We start from the raw sequence: 16,241 nt of genomic DNA, 5'->3' as shown, positions 1-16,241 counted from the left end.
CAATTTTCATTCAGCCGCGGATCAGGAACCCAGCAGCTCGGCCTTGACCAGCTTCGCCTGCTCGTCGGCGTGATACGAGGAACGTACCAGCGGGCCCGAGGCAACGTTCTTGAAGCCCATTTTGTAACCTTCCTCGGCGAACCAGGCGAAGGTGTCCGGGTGCACGAAACGCTGCACCGGCAAGTGGCTGCGCGACGGTTGCAAGTACTGACCGAGGGTCAGCATGTCGATGTCGTGTTCGCGCATGCGCTTCATCACTTCGATGACTTCTTCGTCGGTTTCGCCAAGACCCAGCATCAGACCAGACTTGGTCGGAATGTGCGGCATCATCTGCTTGAAGCGCTGCAGCAGGGTCAGCGACCACTGGTAATCCGAACCCGGACGCGCGGCCTTGTACAGACGCGGTACGGTTTCCAGGTTGTGGTTGAACACATCCGGCGGCTCGGCGGCGGTGATTTCCAGAGCGATGTCCATGCGGCCACGGTAGTCCGGGACCAGGGTCTCGAGTTGCACGTTCGGCGACAGCTTGCGGATTTCGCGGATGCAGTCGGCGAAGTGCTGGGCACCGCCGTCACGCAGGTCGTCGCGGTCCACCGAGGTGATCACCACATACTTGAGCTTGAGGTCGGCGATGGCGATGGCCAGGCTTTCCGGCTCGTTGACGTCCAAAGGCTTCGGACGACCGTGGCCGACGTCGCAGAACGGGCAGCGACGGGTGCAGATGTCGCCCATGATCATGAACGTGGCGGTGCCGCCGGAGAAGCATTCGCCGAGGTTCGGGCAGGAGGCTTCTTCGCAGACGCTGTGCAGCTTGTGCTTGCGCAGCAGGCTCTTGATCCGGTCGACTTCCGGCGACACCGGAATGCGCACACGAATCCAGTCGGGCTTCTTCGGCAGTTCGGTGGTCGGAATGATCTTCACCGGGATGCGTGCAACCTTCTCGGCGCCGCGCAGCTTGACGCCGGCTTCGACCTTGGGACGCGGGGCCGGGCGCTCGGTCACGTCGAGCGTCGGGATCATGGTTTGCACTGCATCAGTAGTCATATCAGTCGATTCCGCCCGTGAGGGTCGTCTGCTCAGCATAGTCGAGGTGTTTGACGAGCTGCGCACGCAGCCGGGCACTTACCTCGGCAAATTCAATCGATCCTGCGTGATCGCTCAGCTGGGTCATCGCCAGCCCGGCGTAGCCGCAGGGATTAATCCGTCGAAACGGTTCCAGGTCCATATCCACGTTCAGGGCCAGGCCATGAAAGGAACAACCGTGGCGAATGCGCAAACCCAGAGACGCGATTTTCGCTCCTTCGACGTAAACGCCGGGAGCATCCGGCTTGGCCGCTGCGGTCACCCCGTAGCTGGCCAGCAGTTCGATCAGGCACTGTTCCATGCGTGTGACCAGATCTCGTACGCCGAAACCCAGCTTGCGTACATCCAGCAGCAGATACGCCACCAGTTGGCCGGGACCATGATAAGTCACTTGGCCGCCGCGATCGACCTGCACCACCGGGATATCTCCCGGCAGCAGCAAGTGCTCGGCCTTGCCGGCCTGGCCCTGAGTGAACACCGGCGGGTGCTCGACGAGCCAGATTTCGTCGGCGGCAGCACTGCCGCGTTCATTGGTGAAGCGCTGCATGGCATGCCAGACCGGCTCGTAAGCCATCCGGCCAAGTTCACGAAAGCCCAGCGTGCCGGGCATCACAACACCATGTGCACGAAACCGGTCGCCCGCAGTTCGCTGTTGATGTTGTACAGCTGATCCTGATCGGTGGCGACGATGTGCAGCTGAATGGTGGTGTATTTGCCAGTGCTGCTTTGCCGCTCGTCGATGCGCTCGTCGTTGATGGTCGCGTGTTTCTTGACGATTTCAATGATCTGGTCTTTGCGACCGACGCCCGTATCGCTGATCACCTTGACGGGATAATCCGTAACAGGGAATTCGATCTTTGGCGCCTTTACTTCGGTATCGGTCATGGCGTAACGGCCTCTAATAGCACAAGCCGTGGTAACGCACATGGCCCCGCTCCGGATCGGGGCGGGGCCATGCAGGTCAACACAAAATCAGTTGAACAAGCCGTAGAAGAATAGACGGATGCTATCCCACATGCGGCGGAAGATACCACCCTCCTCGACGCCGTCCAGAGCGATCAGGTCAGCGCTGTGCACGACCTTGTCTTCCAGTTTGACTTCGACTTTACCGATCACATCGCCCTTGGCGATAGGCGCGGTCAGTTGCGGGTTCATGGTCATGCTGGCTGCGAGCTTCTTCAGCTGGCCTTTTGGCAGGGTCATGGTCAGGTCTTGCGCCAGGCCGGCCTTGACCTGATTGGTAGTACCTTTCCACACCGGCGCTTGAGCCAGTTCGGTGCCCTTCTGATAGAAGGTCTGGGTTTCGAAGAAGCGGAAGCCGTAAGTCAGCAGCTTCTGGGTTTCAGCAGCACGGGCCACTTCGCTGTTGGTGCCGAACACCACGGCGATCAGACGCTGACCGTCACGCACCGCCGAAGACACCATGCAGTAGCCGGCTTCGTCGGTGTGGCCGGTTTTCAGACCATCGACGGTCTTGTCGCGCCACAACAGCAGGTTGCGGTTCGGCTGCTTGATGCCGTTCCAGAAGAACTCTTTCTGCGAGTAGATCGCATAGTGAGCCGGGTCTTCGTGGATGATCGCGCGGGCCAGAATCGCCATGTCGTGCGCCGAGGAATAGTGCTCAGGGTTCGGCAGACCGGTCGGGTTCATGAAGTGGGTATTGGTCATGCCCAGTTCGGTGACGGTCTTGTTCATCAGGTCGGCGAACGCATCTTCGCTGCCGGCGATGTGCTCGGCCAGCGCCACGCTGGCGTCGTTGCCGGACTGGATGATGATGCCGTGCAGCAGGTCGCTGACCGTGACCTGCGAGCCGACCTTGATGAACATCCGCGAACCGCCGGTACGCCAGGCGTTTTCGCTGACGGTCACCGGATCGTTTTCACCGATCTGGCCGCGACGGATTTCCAGGGTCGCGATGTACGCGGTCATCAGCTTGGTCAGGCTGGCCGGTGGCAGACGCTGGTCGCCATTGTTCTCGACCAGCACGTTGCCGCTGCTGGCATCCATCAGAACGTAGGCCTTGGCGGCCAGTTGCGGTGGCGACGGCATCATCTCGGCCGCGAAGGCGGCTGGCGAGAGGAGCAGCGGGACTAGCAGACACAGGCGTTTGGCAAAGGTGGTGATGTTCATCCGTCTCTCGAAATCGCTAATGGAAACTTGCCCGAAGGCAAAACTTATTCAGACAGCCTTCTAACGGGCCATCGCGTGTTCAGCTGCTCACTCCAGTCACCCTTGCCGGGCTTTTGTTCTTCGACGAGCCAACAACCTGGTTCACCCCCCGATACCGCAAGTGAACCGTCAATCAAGTTCTACGTATTACTCGGTGACCACGCTGGGCGAACCCAGGTTGGCCAGGCGCACGCTGTTCTGCACCTGGGCGATTTCACCCGGCGAGCCGATCGGCCCCAGGCGTACCCGGTGCAGGGTCTGCTGATTGCGCACGATCGAGCTGATGAACACCGGAGCGCTCACCATCCCGCTGAGCTTGGACCTCAGCAGTTCGGCAGCGTCCGGGTTGGCGAACGCGCCCACCTGCAGATACTGGCCAGACGCTGTTGCAGAAGCGTTTTTTTTTGCGTCGATCTGCACCGGCACTACGGCCGCGGCGTGCTGCTGCGGCGGCGGAGTCCATTGCTCGACGGTGCCGGCCGAAGCCGTGATCACCGGAGCGCTGGTCTGCGCCACTTGCGGCTCGTTGAGCATCAGCGGCGCCGGACGGCCCTTGGCGGCCCACCATTGCTGCGGATCGATGCCCTCGACCTTGACCCGCGCGGTGCCGGTTTCGGCGTAACCGAGTTTCTTCGCCGCCGCGTAGGACAAGTCAATGATGCGATCGGAATAGAACGGGCCGCGGTCGTTGACCCGCAGGATCACGGTCTTGTTGTTGTCCAGGTTGGTCACCCGAACGTAACTTGGCAACGGTAACGTCTTGTGTGCGGCACTCATGCCGTACAGGTCATAGACCTCGCCGTTGGCGGTGTTCTGCCCGTGAAACTTGGTGCCGTACCAGGACGCCGTGCCGGACGCGACGTAGGTCTTGGATTCCTGCAGCGGAAAGTAGGTTTTGCCCAGCACGGTATAAGGGTTGGCCTTGTACGGCCCGGTGTGCAGGGTCGGCGTCGCATCCGGGATGCGCGAAACATCGACATCCCACCACGGCGCGCCGTCTTTATGCGCGCGGTTGATGTCCAGGCCCGGTTGGGCGCGGACAGCAGTGGACGGGGTTTTCTGCGTCGGGGTGCGGCTGGTCGTGCAACTGGCGACCAGAACTGCCAACGCAGCGAAAGCCACCAGCTTCAGGGGTTTATGATTAGGCAATGCCTGCATTACTTGACGCCCCGTGCTTGTACCAGCTGTTCAGACAGTTGATGTACGGCCATGGCGTACATCACGCTGCGGTTATAACGCGTGATTGCGTAGAAATTCTTCAGACCCATCCAGTACTCCGGGCCGTTGTCGCCTTCGAGGCGAAATGCGGTAACCGGCATATCATCGCGCAGCGCATCATGACTTGACCAGCCCAGCGCCCGCAACTCTGCGACCGTTTTCGTCGGCTCGATACCACTGGTCAGGCCTTCATCGACCTGTTCGCCGCTGACATCGGCGCGGCTGACCACCGGCTCGCCGGCGACCCAGCCGTGACGCTTGAAATAGCTGGCAACGCTGCCGATCGCATCGTCCGGGTTGTTCCAGATATTGATGTGGCCGTCACCGTCGAAATCCACCGCATAGGCGCGAAAGCTGCTCGGCATGAATTGCGGCAGGCCCATCGCCCCGGCGTAAGAGCCTTTGAGGGTCAATGGATCGACCTGCTCTTCACGGGCCAGCAGCAAGAACTCGCGCAGTTCCTTGCGGAAAAATTCGGCACGGGGAGGATAGTCGAAACCGAGCGTCGACAACGCATCGATTACCCGGTAATTACCGGTATTACGTCCGAAAAAGGTTTCAACGCCGATGATCGACACGATGACCTGTGCCGGTACGCCGTATTCCTGCTCGGCACGCGCCAGAGTTGCCTCGTGCTGACGCCAGAAGTCGACACCGCGGGCGATGCGCGCGTCGGTGATGAACATCGGCCGGTACTCGTTCCACTGCTTGACCCGCTCGGCAGGCCTGGAAATGGCATCGAGAATCGCCTGTTTGCGCTGTGCCTCACGGAACACCGCCATCAACTGCTCACCGGCGAAACCGTAGTCGCGGGTCATTTCACCGACGAATTCGGCCACCTGCGGCGAGCCTTCGTATTCGCCGGCCAGCGCTTCCTGAACGCTGCCCAGCAGGCCCATCAGGCCAACCAGCGGCGCGCATCGAGTCGCCCAGCCACGCATGACTTGCATTGAACTGTTCACCTTATTCAAACCTGTGCGATCCACTTGCGATGGGTATGGATCGACATCAAAACCCCAAACGCTGACAGCAGTGTCACCAGCGAAGTTCCTCCGTAGCTAATGAACGGCAACGGCACCCCCACGACCGGCAACAGGCCACTGACCATACCGATGTTGACGAAAACGTAAACAAAAAATGTCATGGTCAACGCCCCGGCGAGCAATTTCCCGAACAGGGTTTGCGCCTGGGCGGTGATCACCAGCCCGCGACCGATTAGCAGCAGATAGATCAACAACAGCGCGCAAATGCCGACCAGACCAAACTCTTCGCCGAGTACCGCAATGATGAAGTCGGTGTGGCTTTCAGGGAGAAAGTCCAGGTGCGACTGGGTGCCGAGCAGCCAGCCCTTGCCGAACACACCACCGGAACCGATCGCGGCTTTCGACTGGATGATGTTCCAGCCGGTGCCCAGCGGATCGCTTTCCGGATCGAGGAAGGTCAGTACGCGCTGCTTCTGGTAGTCGTGCATGACGAAAAACCACATCGCCACCGACACCGGCACCGCTGCGGCCAGCACGCTGAGGATCCAGCGCCAGCGCAGGCCGCCCATGAACAGCACGAAGGCGCCACCGGCCAGAATCAGCAGCGAAGTACCGAGATCCGGCTGGCGCACGATCAGAATGAACGGCACGCCAATCAGCATCAGGCTAATGCCGACGTGTTTAAGCTGCGGCGGCAAGGTGCGTTTGGACAGATACCAGGCGATGGTCGCCGGCATCAGGATCTTCATGAACTCAGAGGGCTGGAAGCGGATTACCCCGGGAATGTTGATCCAGCGCGTGGCGCCCATGGCGTTGTGGCCCATGATATCGACGACGATCAGCAAGACCACGCCGATCACGTAACCGAGCGGCACCCAGCGCGCCATGAAGCGCGGCTCGAACTGGGCGATGACGATCATTGCCACCAGGCCGATGCCGAACGACGTCGCCTGCTTGCCCAGCAGATCCCAGCTCTTGCCGCTGGCTGAATACAGCACGAACAGGCTGCCGGCGGCGAGGATCAGCAACAGGATCAACAGCGGGCCATCGATATGCAGTCTTTGCAGCAACGTCGCGCGGCGACGCATCACATCCTCGCTGGAGAGCATGCGATCGAAGTTATTCATCACGGGCCGTGGCCTCCGCAGTGATTGGGCTGGCGTACTCGGCCTTCAAATGTCCGTCCTTGTCGAGCAGCCAGGCGTCCATCACCTGACGCACCACAGGCGCGGCGACGCCGGAACCGGATTCACCGTTCTCGACCATCACCGAGACGACGATTTTCGGATCCTCGGCCGGCGCGAAGCCGACGAACAAGGCGTGGTCGCGGTGGCGTTCCTGGACCTTGGAGCGGTCGTACTTCTCGCCCTGTTTGATCGCCACGACCTGGGCGGTACCCGATTTGCCGGCAATGCGGTATTGCGCGCCGATCGCCGCTTTGCGCGCGGTGCCGCGGGCGCCGTGCATCACTTGCTGCATGCCATGGTTGACCTTGTTCCAGTCGGACGGATCGCGCAGCACGATGTTCGGCATCGGGTTGTCGTCCACCGGCTTCACCCCGTCGAGGGACTTGGCCAGATGCGGACGGTTCCAGATGCCCTTGTTGGCGACCAGCGCCGTGGCCTGGGCCAGTTGCAGCGGCGTCGATTGCATGTAGCCCTGGCCGATCCCGAGAATCAGGGTCTCGCCGGGGAACCATGCCTGTTTGCGTGTCGCCCGCTTCCATTCACGCGATGGCATCAGGCCGGGGGATTCTTCGAACATGTCCAGCGAGACCTTCTGGCCGATGCCGAACTTGTTCATGTAGGCCGACAGCCGATCGATGCCGAGCTTGTGCGCCAGGTCATAGAAGTAGGTGTCGTTGGACCGCATGATCGCCGTGTCGAGGTCGACGAAGCCGTCCCCGGTGCGGTTCCAGTTGCGGTACTTGTGGTCGTAGTTGGGCAGCATGTAATAGCCCGGGTCGAACACCCGACTGGAAGCGGTGACCACGCCGGCATCGAGACCGGCAATCGCCACCGCCGGCTTGATCGTCGAGCCCGGCGGGTACAGACCGCGCAGCACGCGGTTGAACAGCGGCCGGTCAATGGAATCGCGCAATTCGGCGTAGGCCTTGAAGCTGATCCCGGTGACGAACAGGTTGGGGTCGAAACTCGGCTGACTGACCATCGCCAGCACTTCACCGGTCTTCGGATCGAGCGCTACCACCGCGCCACGCCGCCCGCCGAGCGCGGCCTCGGCGGCTTCCTGCAACTTGATGTCCAGACTCAGGACAATGTCCTTGCCGGGAATCGGATCGGTGCGCTTGAGCACGCGCAATACGCGGCCCCGGGCGTTGGTCTCGACTTCCTCGTAACCGACCTGGCCGTGCAATTCCGGCTCGTAGAAACGCTCGATGCCGGTTTTGCCGATGTGGTGGGTGCCGCTGTAATTGACCGGATCGAGGCTCTTCAGCTCTTTCTCGTTGATCCGCCCCATGTAGCCCACCGAGTGCGCAAAATGCGCGCCCTGCGGATAGTGACGGACCAGTTGCGCGACCACTTCGACGCCCGGCAGGCGGAACTGGTTTACCGCGATGCGGGCAATCTGCTCTTCGCTCAGCTCGAACAGGATCGGCACCGGTTCGAACGGCCGGCGCCCCTGCCGCATGCGCTTCTCGAAGATCACCCGGTCCTCGGGCGTCAGCTCCAGCACCTCGACAATGACGTCGAGCACTTGCTGCCAGTCGCCGGAGCGCTCGCGGGTCATGCTCAGACTGAAGCTTGGACGGTTGTCCGCGACCACCACGCCGTTGCGGTCGAAAATCAGCCCGCGCGTGGGCGGTATCGGCTGCACATGGACGCGGTTGTTTTCCGACAAGGTCGAATGATATTCGTACTGGATCACCTGCAAGTAATACAGCCGCGCAATCAGCACACCGATCAGCACCATGATCGTGATGGCACCGAACACGACACGGCTGCGCACCAGACGGGCGTCCTTTTCGTGGTCCTTGATGCGGATCGGCTGAGACATGAGGGCAGGCTTACTTGTGGTAAGGGTGACCGGACAACACGGTCCAGGCACGATACAACTGTTCGCCGATGAGGATGCGCACCAGCGGATGCGGCAACGTCAGCGGCGACAAGGACCAGCGCTGATCAGCACGGGCGCAGACTTCCGGCGCCAGCCCTTCGGGGCCACCGACCATGAAATTGACCGTGCGCGAGTCCAGCCGCCAGCGATCGAGTTCGACCGCCAGTTGCTCGGTGCTCCAGGGTTTGCCGTGGACTTCCAGCGTGACGATCCGCTCGTTCTGCCCGACCTTGGCCAGCATGGCTTCGCCTTCCTGGCGGATGAATCGGGCCACGTCGGCATTCTTGCCACGGGTATTGAGCGGTATTTCCACCAGTTCCAGCGCCAGCTCGGACGGAAGACGCTTGGCATATTCATGCCAGCCTTCTTCCACCCACTTGGGCATGCGTGAACCGACGGCGATCAGGCGCAGTCGCACAGCAATCCCTTACAGCTGGTCTTTGTTGAGCTTGGTGAAATGCTCGTGGGTGTTCTCCGGGCTGTGGTGCCTGGCGTCGGCCGCACGGCTCTGCTCGGCACCGGCCCAAAGGCGTTCCAGGTCGTAGAACTGACGCGCCGAGGCAGTCATCATGTGCACGATGACCAGGTCGAGGTCGAGCAGTACCCAGTCGCTGTCGCCCTTGCCTTCTTCGCCCAGCGGCTTGGCGCCCTGCTTTTTGACCTCTTCGCGAACCTTGTCGAGCATCGCGTTGATCTGGCGGTTGGAGGTACCGGTGGCGATGATCATGTAGTCAGTGATGCTCTGCTTGTCGCGAACATCGATGACCTGGATATCCTGGGCCTTGACGTCTTCCAGTGCGGCGACGGCCAGCTTGACCAGTTCATCGCCCTTGAGCGGTTCGTTGGTGCTGGCGACTTCCGGCAGCGGCGCGCTCTTGAAGGTGCCTTTGCGCTTTACTTTCGGTAGATCTTTGTCAGTCATATAAAACTCGTTTTGCTCATGTATTCGGCGGCTTGGCGATACGGTGATTCGTATCCGTGAAGCACGCCTTGTTCAGTTCGACGCACGGTACAGACCGTGCGCATCGATGTAGGCCAGGACCGCGTCGGGCACCAGGAAACGTACCGACTTACCGCTGGCCAGCAGTTGACGGATCTGGGTGGCGGAAACCGCGAGCGGTGTCTGCCAGACGAATGCAATCTGTCCGCTCGGCCCGTTCAGGGCCAGCGGGTCGCTCACCGAACGCGCTGCCAGCAGGTTGCGCAAGGCATCCGGCGGTTCGCTGTCGGCGTCCGGGCGCTGTAGCACCAGGATGTGGCAATGCTGGAGCAACTCTTCCCAGCGGTGCCAAGTGGGCAGGCCGCAAAATGCGTCCCAGCCCAAAAGCAGAAAAACCTGGGTCTCGGCGGGCATTTCGGCGCGCAGCGACTCCAGGGTATCAATGGTCCATGACGGCTTATCCCGCTGCAATTCGCGGGCATCCACCATCAGCGGCGGCAAACCGGCCACCGCACACTCGACCATGGCCAGCCGATCCTGCGCCGACACCTGCGGCGCACCGCGATGTGGCGGACGCGCGCTGGGCAACATGCGCAGCTCATCGAGCGCCAGCGCTTCGGCGACTTCCAGCCCGCCGCGCAAATGGCCAATGTGCACCGGGTCGAACGTACCGCCCAGAACGCCGATGCGTCGTGGGCGCGACTCGCTGCCGGTGTGCGGCGCTGTCAGGTCGAGGTTGGTCAAGTCAGACCGTCGCCTGGCCGCGCAGCTGGCCATCACCGACCACAATGTACTTCTCGCAGGTCAGACCTTCGAGGCCCACCGGGCCGCGGGCGTGCAGCTTATCAGTAGAAATGCCGATCTCGGCACCCAATCCGTATTCAAATCCATCGGCGAAGCAGGTCGGCGTGTTGATCATCACCGAGGCCGAGTCGACTTCCGCCACGAAGCGCCGGGTGTCGGCGAGGTTTTCGCTGACGATCGAGTCGGTGTGGTGGGAGCCGTAATGGTTGATGTGTTCGATGGCCTGATCCAGCCCGTCGACCACGCAGATCGACAGAATCGGCGCCAGATACTCGCTGCTCCAGTCGTCGTCGGTGGCCGCGACGGCTTCGATGATCGCCCGCGTACGCTCGCAGCCACGCAGTTCAACGCCTTTTTCGCGGAATTGCGCGGCCATCGCCGGCAGGAAAGCCTGCGCAACCGTCTGATCGACCAGCAAGGTCTCCATCGCCCCGCAGATGCCATAACGATACGTCTTGGCGTTGAAGGCAATGCGCTGGGCTTTGCCCAGATCGGCGTGCTCGCTGACATAAACGTGGCAGATGCCGTCCAGATGCTTGATCACCGGCACGCGGGCATCGCGGCTGATGCGCTCGATCAGGCCACGGCCACCGCGGGGAACGATCACGTCGACGTATTCGGGCATGCTGATCATCGCGCCGACGGCGGCACGGTCGGTGGTTTCCACCACTTGCACCACGGCGGCCGGCAGTTCGGCCTCGGCCAGACCGCGCTGAATGCACGCGGCAATCGCCCGGTTGGAATGAATCGCTTCGGAGCCGCCGCGCAGGATCGTTGCGTTCCCGGACTTCAGGCACAGGCTGGCGGCGTCGATGGTCACGTTGGGCCGGGACTCGTAGATGATCCCGATCACGCCCAGCGGCACGCGCATCTTGCCGACCTGAATGCCCGACGGACGGAAGCTCATGTCGCGGATCGCACCGACCGGGTCCGGCAGCGCAGCGACCTGACGCAAACCAACGATCATGCCGTCGATGCGCGCCGGGGTCAGTTCCAGACGCTCCAGCAGAGCGGGCTCCAGACCATTGGCGCGGCCGGCAGCGAGATCCTGTTCATTGGCGGCAGCCAGCTCGGCACGCGCCGCGTCCAGAGCATTGGCGGTGGCCTGCAGGGCGCGGTTTTTCTGCGCGGTGCTGGCACGGCCGATGACCCGGGAAGCGCTGCGGGCGGCGCGACCCAATCGGGTCATGTAGTCAAGAACGGACTCAGTCATGGTCTGCTGGGGTCTTGGCAAAGAGGAAAGCGGCAGATTATAGCTGTCACGTCCCGGGACTAACAGCGGTGACGGGCGGATGGTCAAAATGAGCTGCGAATAGCCTTCGTTCAGACGTAATTAAGCTCAGCGTTGTTATCATCACGACCTCTTGAGCCTGGATCAGCCTTGCCCATCATGACCAACGAGCCCCAACGCCCCGAGCCCGCACGTCTGCCCGTGGGCCTGCCGGACAGTTTTTTCGAGCGTGACGCCCAAGTGCTGGCGCAGGATCTGCTCGGCAAAGTCATCCGCCATCGCGTCGGCGATCTGTGGCTGAGCGCGCGGATCATCGAAACCGAAGCCTATTACTGCGCCGAAAAAGGCAGCCATGCCTCACTCGGTTACACGGAAAAGCGTAAGGCTTTGTTTCTGGATGGCGGGCACATCTATATGTACTACGCCCGGGGCGGCGATTCGCTGAACTTCAGCGCGCAGGGTCCGGGGAATGCGGTGCTGATCAAATCGGCTTATCCGTGGGTCGACGAAATCAGCGGTCCGGCGAGCATGGCGCAAATGCTCCTGAACAATCCCGACGCTCAGGGCCACGCGCGTCCTGCGCAGAAGCTTTGCGCCGGGCAGACATTGCTGTGCAAGGCTCTCGGGCTGAAAGTACCGATGTGGGATGCCAAGCGTTTCGACCATGAACTGTTATTGGTGGAAGACACCGGACCTGCGCCCTCACACATAATTCAAACGACTCGTCTGGGCATTCCGCTCGGACGGGACGAACACCTGATGTACCGCTTCGTCGATGCAGCCTACGCACAATGGTGCACGCGGAACCCGCTGCGCCGCGGTCAGGTCGAAGGCCGGGATTATTTTCTGTTGCCCGGAGCCAGCGTCGATTGCGCGAGTAAATGATATCCACCTGTGGGAGCGAGCCTGCTCGCGAAGAGGTCTATCGGACAATTTCAATCGTCTGACACGCCGCATTCGCGAGCAGGCTCGCTGCCACAGGTGAGCAGTAATCCCCTGAATATCAATTGCAGCTTTGATGGAGTTTTTCTGTATGGGCCCATGGCTCGATAGCGTGACCGGGTGGCTGGCAGCCAATCCACAGTGGCTGGCGGCTGCGGTGTTCGTCGTGGCGCTGGTGGAATGCCTGGCGATCGCCGGACTGATTGTGCCGGGCACCGTTCTGCTGTTCGCGGTTGCGGTTCTGGCCGGCAGCGGCGCGCTGTCGTTGAGCGAAACCTTGTTGCTGGGTTTTCTCGGCGGCATCTTCGGCGATCTGATTTCATATTTCCTCGGCCGGCATTTCCATCAGAACATCCGTCGTTTGCCGGGACTGCGCAGCCATCCGCAGTGGATGGCCGGGGCCGAGTCGTATTTCCAGCGTTACGGCATCGCCAGCCTGCTGGTCGGCCGCTTCATCGGCCCGCTACGTCCCATGCTGCCGATGGTGGCGGGCATGTGCGACATGCCGTTCCCGCGCTTCATCGCTGTCAGCCTGCTTGCTGCGGCTGGCTGGAGCCTCGCCTATCTGCTACCGGGTTGGGCCACCGGCGCGGCGTTTCGCCTGCCATTGCCTGAAGGTTTCTGGCTCGAGGCGGGTATTGTCGCCGCCAGCATCGCGGTGATGGTCGGCCTGAGCGTCAACAGCAGCGTGCGTCGCCATCGGCGCGCGACGATCTGGATCGGCGGCATGAGCCTCTTGATTCTGATCGGCCTGTTCATCGGTTACCCGTACCTGACGGCGCTCGACAACGGAGTGATGACTCTGGTGCAGGAACATCGCCAACCAGCGCTGGACGAAATTGCCGTAACGCTGACGCTGATCGGTGAGTTCCGCAACATGCTGCTGTTCAGCGCCCTGCTGGTCGTGCTGTTGCTGTTGTGCAAGCAGTGGCGCCAGGCGATGTTCGCCGGTTCCACCATGCTGATCACCGCGATGGCCAATACCGGGACCAAATACTTCTTCGCCCGAGTGCGCCCCGAAGTACTCAGTGATCCCTTGACCACCTACAGCATGCCCAGCGGCCATGCTTCTGGCGCGTTTGCCTTGTTCCTGACACTGGGCGTGCTGGCCGGTCGCGGCCAGCCGCCACGCATGCGCCTGACCTGGCTGCTGATCGCTTGCATCCCGGCGCTCTCTATCGCCTTGTCGCGGGTCTATCTGGGGGCGCACTGGCCGACCGACATCCTTGCCGGCGCCATGCTCGCCAGCTGCGTTTGCGCCGCAATGCTATGGCTGAGCCAGCGCCAGACTTCCCTCAACCCGATGCCGTTCAAGATCTGGTGGCTGATCCTGCCATCGATGATTGCCTTGTTCGGATTCTTCGTGCTGCGCCATCTTCCGCATACGCTGCTGCGTTACGCTTATTGATTGAAACTGCACAAGGGGTAATTTCCTCGCGCGGCTCTTTTCGGAAAGTTCCGACAAGACCCGCGCTATTAACTGCTACATGAATTTCCGTTGCGAGTAAGTTTTCTCACAAGCTGAATTCAACTTTCGTACTTATAGAATCAATAAAAAACCAAGTTACACATCACTTCTCCAACAGCGCGACAAACAATTCCACGCCGCGCAAAAACCATTAGATTGGCTCATTCATTTCAATAACTTTCGATATTCAAAACACCCAGCCATTTCGACTTGTTGAAACGGCGTGGGGTTTGTTTATCCATTGATACGAGTCATTCATGAGTCCGAAAATCCCGCGCAAACCCGTGCCGCCCAATCGCCCACCGGAACCGCCGCTCATAACGCCAGCGATAACGCCCGGGCTGCCTGCAGCATGGCGCCTTCCTGGCTTGAGTGATCCTGTCACTCAACCCCCCAACCCTGATGCCGGGGTCAGTATCAATCCATCCCCGGTCATCATCAGCAGCCTGGCGACGCAAAGTCCGCCAGTGCCCCGTAATGAAAACCCATTGGATCGCTACTGGCTCAAGCGAGACTTTCTGCACGGCATGCAGACTGCGGATGAAGACGGTTTTCGCTGGATTGTCGGGCGGCGTTTCGTCGATGTGGAATATGCCGGCGGCGTCGAAACCACACATGTCGGCACCGATGATGCGGGGATCTGGCACGGCAAGCTGCTGACCGAACGCAACCCTTCCGGCCCCAGGCTATACAAGAATGCAGACCGGCCGACCTGGCGGCTGAGCGAGCAGCCCGCCACCGTTCCCACAGGCAACGCAGAACGGCTGTCACTCGACCCGATTGCGCAAAAGCGCCCCGCCCTTGCCGGTACCGAATCGACTGCCGTCAAGCAGCCACGACCGGCAGATACCCCCACCTACGTTGACCAGTCACGCTATCGACCCACTTCACGCTCGCCGGATGCTCAGGGTTATTACGAATTCATGCCGTACTTGAGCGCCAGCGCGACCGACATCCAGTTTGCCTTCATGGATCGATTCGGCAAAGCCGTGCGAATCGCTCCGCCCGCGGCGGGATTCGGCGCCGAACCGGCGCAGTTCAAGCACTGGACCGACCGCGAGATCTGGACGCTGTACGGCATCGACGGCGCGGACATCACCAGGTTTCGCGCCGAAGCCGAAGCCAGCGGCAAGCCGCCCGACTGGGTTGAAGCCCGCGAGACAATCAACCCGCACAGTGATCTGTTGAACAACGCCCTGCGCTGGCTGTGCCCGACCCTGACTCGCGCGCAAAGCGAAACCTTTCTGCAGTCCTACAACCTGTTGCCGAGCCAACTGACGCGCCTGCGCCAGGAACTCAAAACCACACTGGCGATGCCGCAATGGGCCGAAGCGCACAAGCGCCTGACCGAAGACCTCGACAATCCACAGCGCCTTGAACAATTGAGCCGCGACGCTGCCGAAGAGCTCAACCTCAAGCGCAATGCACAACACGACTGGTACGCCCCGGAAAGCAGCCTGACCGGCGAGTTGCGTGAAGCGCTGCTGCGCAAGCTCGGATACTTGCGCAACAAGCACAACTGCCTGTACCGAACCGACGTCCCGGGGCTCTTTCGCGGCGATGAGCGTACGCCTTTCGAGCTGGCTGATGACCGCACCATGCTGCCGCGTTATCACCACGAGCCGGGGATGACGACCCACAAGCCTTTGAGCGCGACATTCAGCCTCAACGAAGGGCAGATGTACGCCAGCAGCCCCGCCCCGGAGTATTTGCGTTACGAGCGTCAGACCAATAGATACCCGGGCCGCGGCGCGGATGAGCCATCGGACAGCGACACCACTGATAGCGAAAGTGCGACATCCTCCGACTGGTCGGACCCGGCCAGTCCGATCCCATGGGACAACGATCGCCATTACCGCAGCACCCGGCAAAAACAAAAACAGATGTTTATTTATGCCCTCGACACGCGCGATCTCGAAGTGGTCCCGCACGAGGAAAACATGATGTTCAACTCGGCGGCCCGCGAAACGCCCCCGACCCGGTTTCCCTCCGACGACTTCGAAGGGCTGATTTCAGTCACCCGCAGCGGATTGGCGGCCGAGCGCATCTGGCTGCTCAATTCAGCACAGACCAAAGCCGCCCGGATAGATGACATCGTCGCGCAGGCCGGCGACCGCGCAGAGCTTATCGAAGCAGCCACCCGCGCCGGGCATGCCAATGCCTGGGAATACGACCGCTTGATCGATAGCGTCGAAGCGGCTGGCCTGCCGATCGTCAGACTTTCCGGTAACAGCAACGAGTTCGCCTATGACATTGGCTGGCCTGATCCGGTGCCACCGTCGTCATTGACCTGAAGAACACACCCGGTACGGATACCGGCTTACGCCT

Annotated in this window: 15 protein-coding genes; 3 read left to right on the top strand and 12 right to left on the bottom strand. The window is 61.3% G+C overall.

Annotated elements, in window-relative coordinates:
• Positions 1-21 precede the first annotated feature (21 nt).
• The 12 genes from lipA to ACGSLL_RS21875 all read right to left on the bottom strand — a co-directional run bounded on the left by lipA (position 22) and on the right by ACGSLL_RS21875 (position 11,485).
• A complete protein-coding gene (gene lipA / locus ACGSLL_RS21930; protein WP_160768663.1) occupies positions 22-1,020 on the bottom strand; it encodes a lipoyl synthase in 999 nt (332 codons plus the stop codon).
• A gap of 25 nt (positions 1,021-1,045) precedes the next feature.
• Entirely contained in the window at positions 1,046-1,693 is a 648-nt protein-coding gene (gene lipB, locus ACGSLL_RS21925) for a lipoyl(octanoyl) transferase LipB (protein ID WP_090286605.1), read from the bottom strand.
• The gene (locus ACGSLL_RS21920) at positions 1,693-1,968 is read right to left on the bottom strand and encodes a DUF493 domain-containing protein (RefSeq protein ID WP_093098020.1); all 276 of its coding nucleotides are present in this window, start codon (positions 1,966-1,968) and stop codon (positions 1,693-1,695) included. Before ACGSLL_RS21920 ends, lipB begins: the two co-directional genes overlap by 1 nt.
• Before the next feature lie 87 nt (positions 1,969-2,055).
• Complete coding sequence (locus tag ACGSLL_RS21915) at positions 2,056-3,213, bottom strand: D-alanyl-D-alanine carboxypeptidase family protein (protein ID WP_206415588.1); 1,158 nt, start codon at positions 3,211-3,213, stop codon at positions 2,056-2,058.
• Between the two features lie 186 nt (positions 3,214-3,399).
• A complete protein-coding gene (locus tag ACGSLL_RS21910) occupies positions 3,400-4,410 on the bottom strand; it encodes a septal ring lytic transglycosylase RlpA family protein (protein ID WP_090286611.1) in 1,011 nt (336 codons plus the stop codon).
• Positions 4,410-5,420 carry a lytic murein transglycosylase B gene (mltB, locus tag ACGSLL_RS21905; RefSeq protein ID WP_394507902.1) on the bottom strand — a complete coding sequence of 337 codons (1,011 nt, stop codon included), beginning with the start codon at positions 5,418-5,420 and terminating at the stop codon, positions 4,410-4,412. Before mltB ends, ACGSLL_RS21910 begins: the two co-directional genes overlap by 1 nt.
• A 17-nt stretch (positions 5,421-5,437) precedes the next feature.
• A complete protein-coding gene (rodA, locus tag ACGSLL_RS21900) occupies positions 5,438-6,541 on the bottom strand; it encodes a rod shape-determining protein RodA (protein WP_051600793.1) in 1,104 nt (367 codons plus the stop codon).
• A 31-nt stretch (positions 6,542-6,572) separates the two neighbouring features.
• Entirely contained in the window at positions 6,573-8,468 is a 1,896-nt protein-coding gene (mrdA, locus tag ACGSLL_RS21895) for a penicillin-binding protein 2 (RefSeq protein WP_394507901.1), read from the bottom strand.
• Positions 8,469-8,478: 10 nt separating this feature from the next.
• Positions 8,479-8,946, bottom strand: coding sequence for a 23S rRNA (pseudouridine(1915)-N(3))-methyltransferase RlmH (gene rlmH / locus ACGSLL_RS21890; protein WP_009051038.1), 468 nt, complete (start codon positions 8,944-8,946; stop codon positions 8,479-8,481).
• Positions 8,947-8,955: 9 nt separating this feature from the next.
• Complete coding sequence (gene rsfS, locus ACGSLL_RS21885) at positions 8,956-9,450, bottom strand: ribosome silencing factor (RefSeq protein WP_090286619.1); 495 nt, start codon at positions 9,448-9,450, stop codon at positions 8,956-8,958.
• Positions 9,451-9,522: 72 nt separating this feature from the next.
• Positions 9,523-10,245 carry a nicotinate-nucleotide adenylyltransferase gene (gene nadD, locus ACGSLL_RS21880; RefSeq protein ID WP_394507900.1) on the bottom strand — a complete coding sequence of 241 codons (723 nt, stop codon included), beginning with the start codon at positions 10,243-10,245 and terminating at the stop codon, positions 9,523-9,525.
• Positions 10,214-11,485 (bottom strand): glutamate-5-semialdehyde dehydrogenase, encoded by a 1,272-nt coding sequence (locus ACGSLL_RS21875; protein ID WP_394507899.1) that lies wholly within the window; start codon positions 11,483-11,485, stop codon positions 10,214-10,216. Before ACGSLL_RS21875 ends, nadD begins: the two co-directional genes overlap by 32 nt.
• A 177-nt stretch (positions 11,486-11,662) precedes the next feature.
• On the opposite strand from ACGSLL_RS21875, the gene ACGSLL_RS21870 reads away from it, so the two are divergent.
• The 3 genes from ACGSLL_RS21870 (at position 11,663) to ACGSLL_RS21860 (ending at position 16,207) form a co-directional block, all read left to right on the top strand.
• Positions 11,663-12,388, top strand: a complete 726-nt coding sequence (locus ACGSLL_RS21870) for a DNA-3-methyladenine glycosylase (protein WP_394507898.1) — start codon at positions 11,663-11,665, stop codon at positions 12,386-12,388.
• Positions 12,389-12,536: 148 nt separating this feature from the next.
• Positions 12,537-13,853, top strand: a complete 1,317-nt coding sequence (locus ACGSLL_RS21865) for a bifunctional DedA family/phosphatase PAP2 family protein (protein WP_394507897.1) — start codon at positions 12,537-12,539, stop codon at positions 13,851-13,853.
• 548 nt (positions 13,854-14,401) lie between these two features.
• On the top strand, positions 14,402-16,207 hold the full coding sequence (locus ACGSLL_RS21860; RefSeq protein ID WP_394507896.1) for a hypothetical protein: 1,806 nt from the start codon (positions 14,402-14,404) through the stop codon (positions 16,205-16,207).
• The last annotated feature ends 34 nt before the right edge of the window (positions 16,208-16,241 follow it).

Source organism: Pseudomonas retamae (assembly GCF_043496865.1).
Taxonomy (GTDB): domain Bacteria; phylum Pseudomonadota; class Gammaproteobacteria; order Pseudomonadales; family Pseudomonadaceae; genus Aquipseudomonas; species Aquipseudomonas retamae.
The sequence above is the reverse complement of the archived record's forward strand: the minus strand, read 5'-3'. Positions and strand labels throughout refer to the sequence as shown.

What these genes read in the sequence shown, in the direction of transcription:
- ACGSLL_RS21865 (WP_394507897.1), top strand. Translation starts at nt 12,537, where the DNA reads ATGGGCCCATGGCTCGATAGCGTGACCGGGTGGCTGGCAGCCAATCCA.
- ACGSLL_RS21915 (WP_206415588.1), bottom strand. Translation starts at nt 3,213, where the DNA reads ATGAACATCACCACCTTTGCCAAACGCCTGTGTCTGCTAGTCCCGCTG.
- ACGSLL_RS21910 (WP_090286611.1), bottom strand. Translation starts at nt 4,410, where the DNA reads ATGCAGGCATTGCCTAATCATAAACCCCTGAAGCTGGTGGCTTTCGCT.
- lipA (WP_160768663.1), bottom strand. Translation starts at nt 1,020, where the DNA reads ATGATCCCGACGCTCGACGTGACCGAGCGCCCGGCCCCGCGTCCCAAG.
- mltB (WP_394507902.1), bottom strand. Translation starts at nt 5,420, where the DNA reads ATGCAAGTCATGCGTGGCTGGGCGACTCGATGCGCGCCGCTGGTTGGC.
- rodA (WP_051600793.1), bottom strand. Translation starts at nt 6,541, where the DNA reads ATGCGTCGCCGCGCGACGTTGCTGCAAAGACTGCATATCGATGGCCCG.
- mrdA (WP_394507901.1), bottom strand. Translation starts at nt 8,468, where the DNA reads ATGTCTCAGCCGATCCGCATCAAGGACCACGAAAAGGACGCCCGTCTG.
- rsfS (WP_090286619.1), bottom strand. Translation starts at nt 9,450, where the DNA reads ATGACTGACAAAGATCTACCGAAAGTAAAGCGCAAAGGCACCTTCAAG.
- ACGSLL_RS21920 (WP_093098020.1), bottom strand. Translation starts at nt 1,968, where the DNA reads ATGACCGATACCGAAGTAAAGGCGCCAAAGATCGAATTCCCTGTTACG.
- nadD (WP_394507900.1), bottom strand. Translation starts at nt 10,245, where the DNA reads ATGGCCAGCTGCGCGGCCAGGCGACGGTCTGACTTGACCAACCTCGAC.
- ACGSLL_RS21875 (WP_394507899.1), bottom strand. Translation starts at nt 11,485, where the DNA reads ATGACTGAGTCCGTTCTTGACTACATGACCCGATTGGGTCGCGCCGCC.
- ACGSLL_RS21870 (WP_394507898.1), top strand. Translation starts at nt 11,663, where the DNA reads ATGACCAACGAGCCCCAACGCCCCGAGCCCGCACGTCTGCCCGTGGGC.
- lipB (WP_090286605.1), bottom strand. Translation starts at nt 1,693, where the DNA reads ATGCCCGGCACGCTGGGCTTTCGTGAACTTGGCCGGATGGCTTACGAG.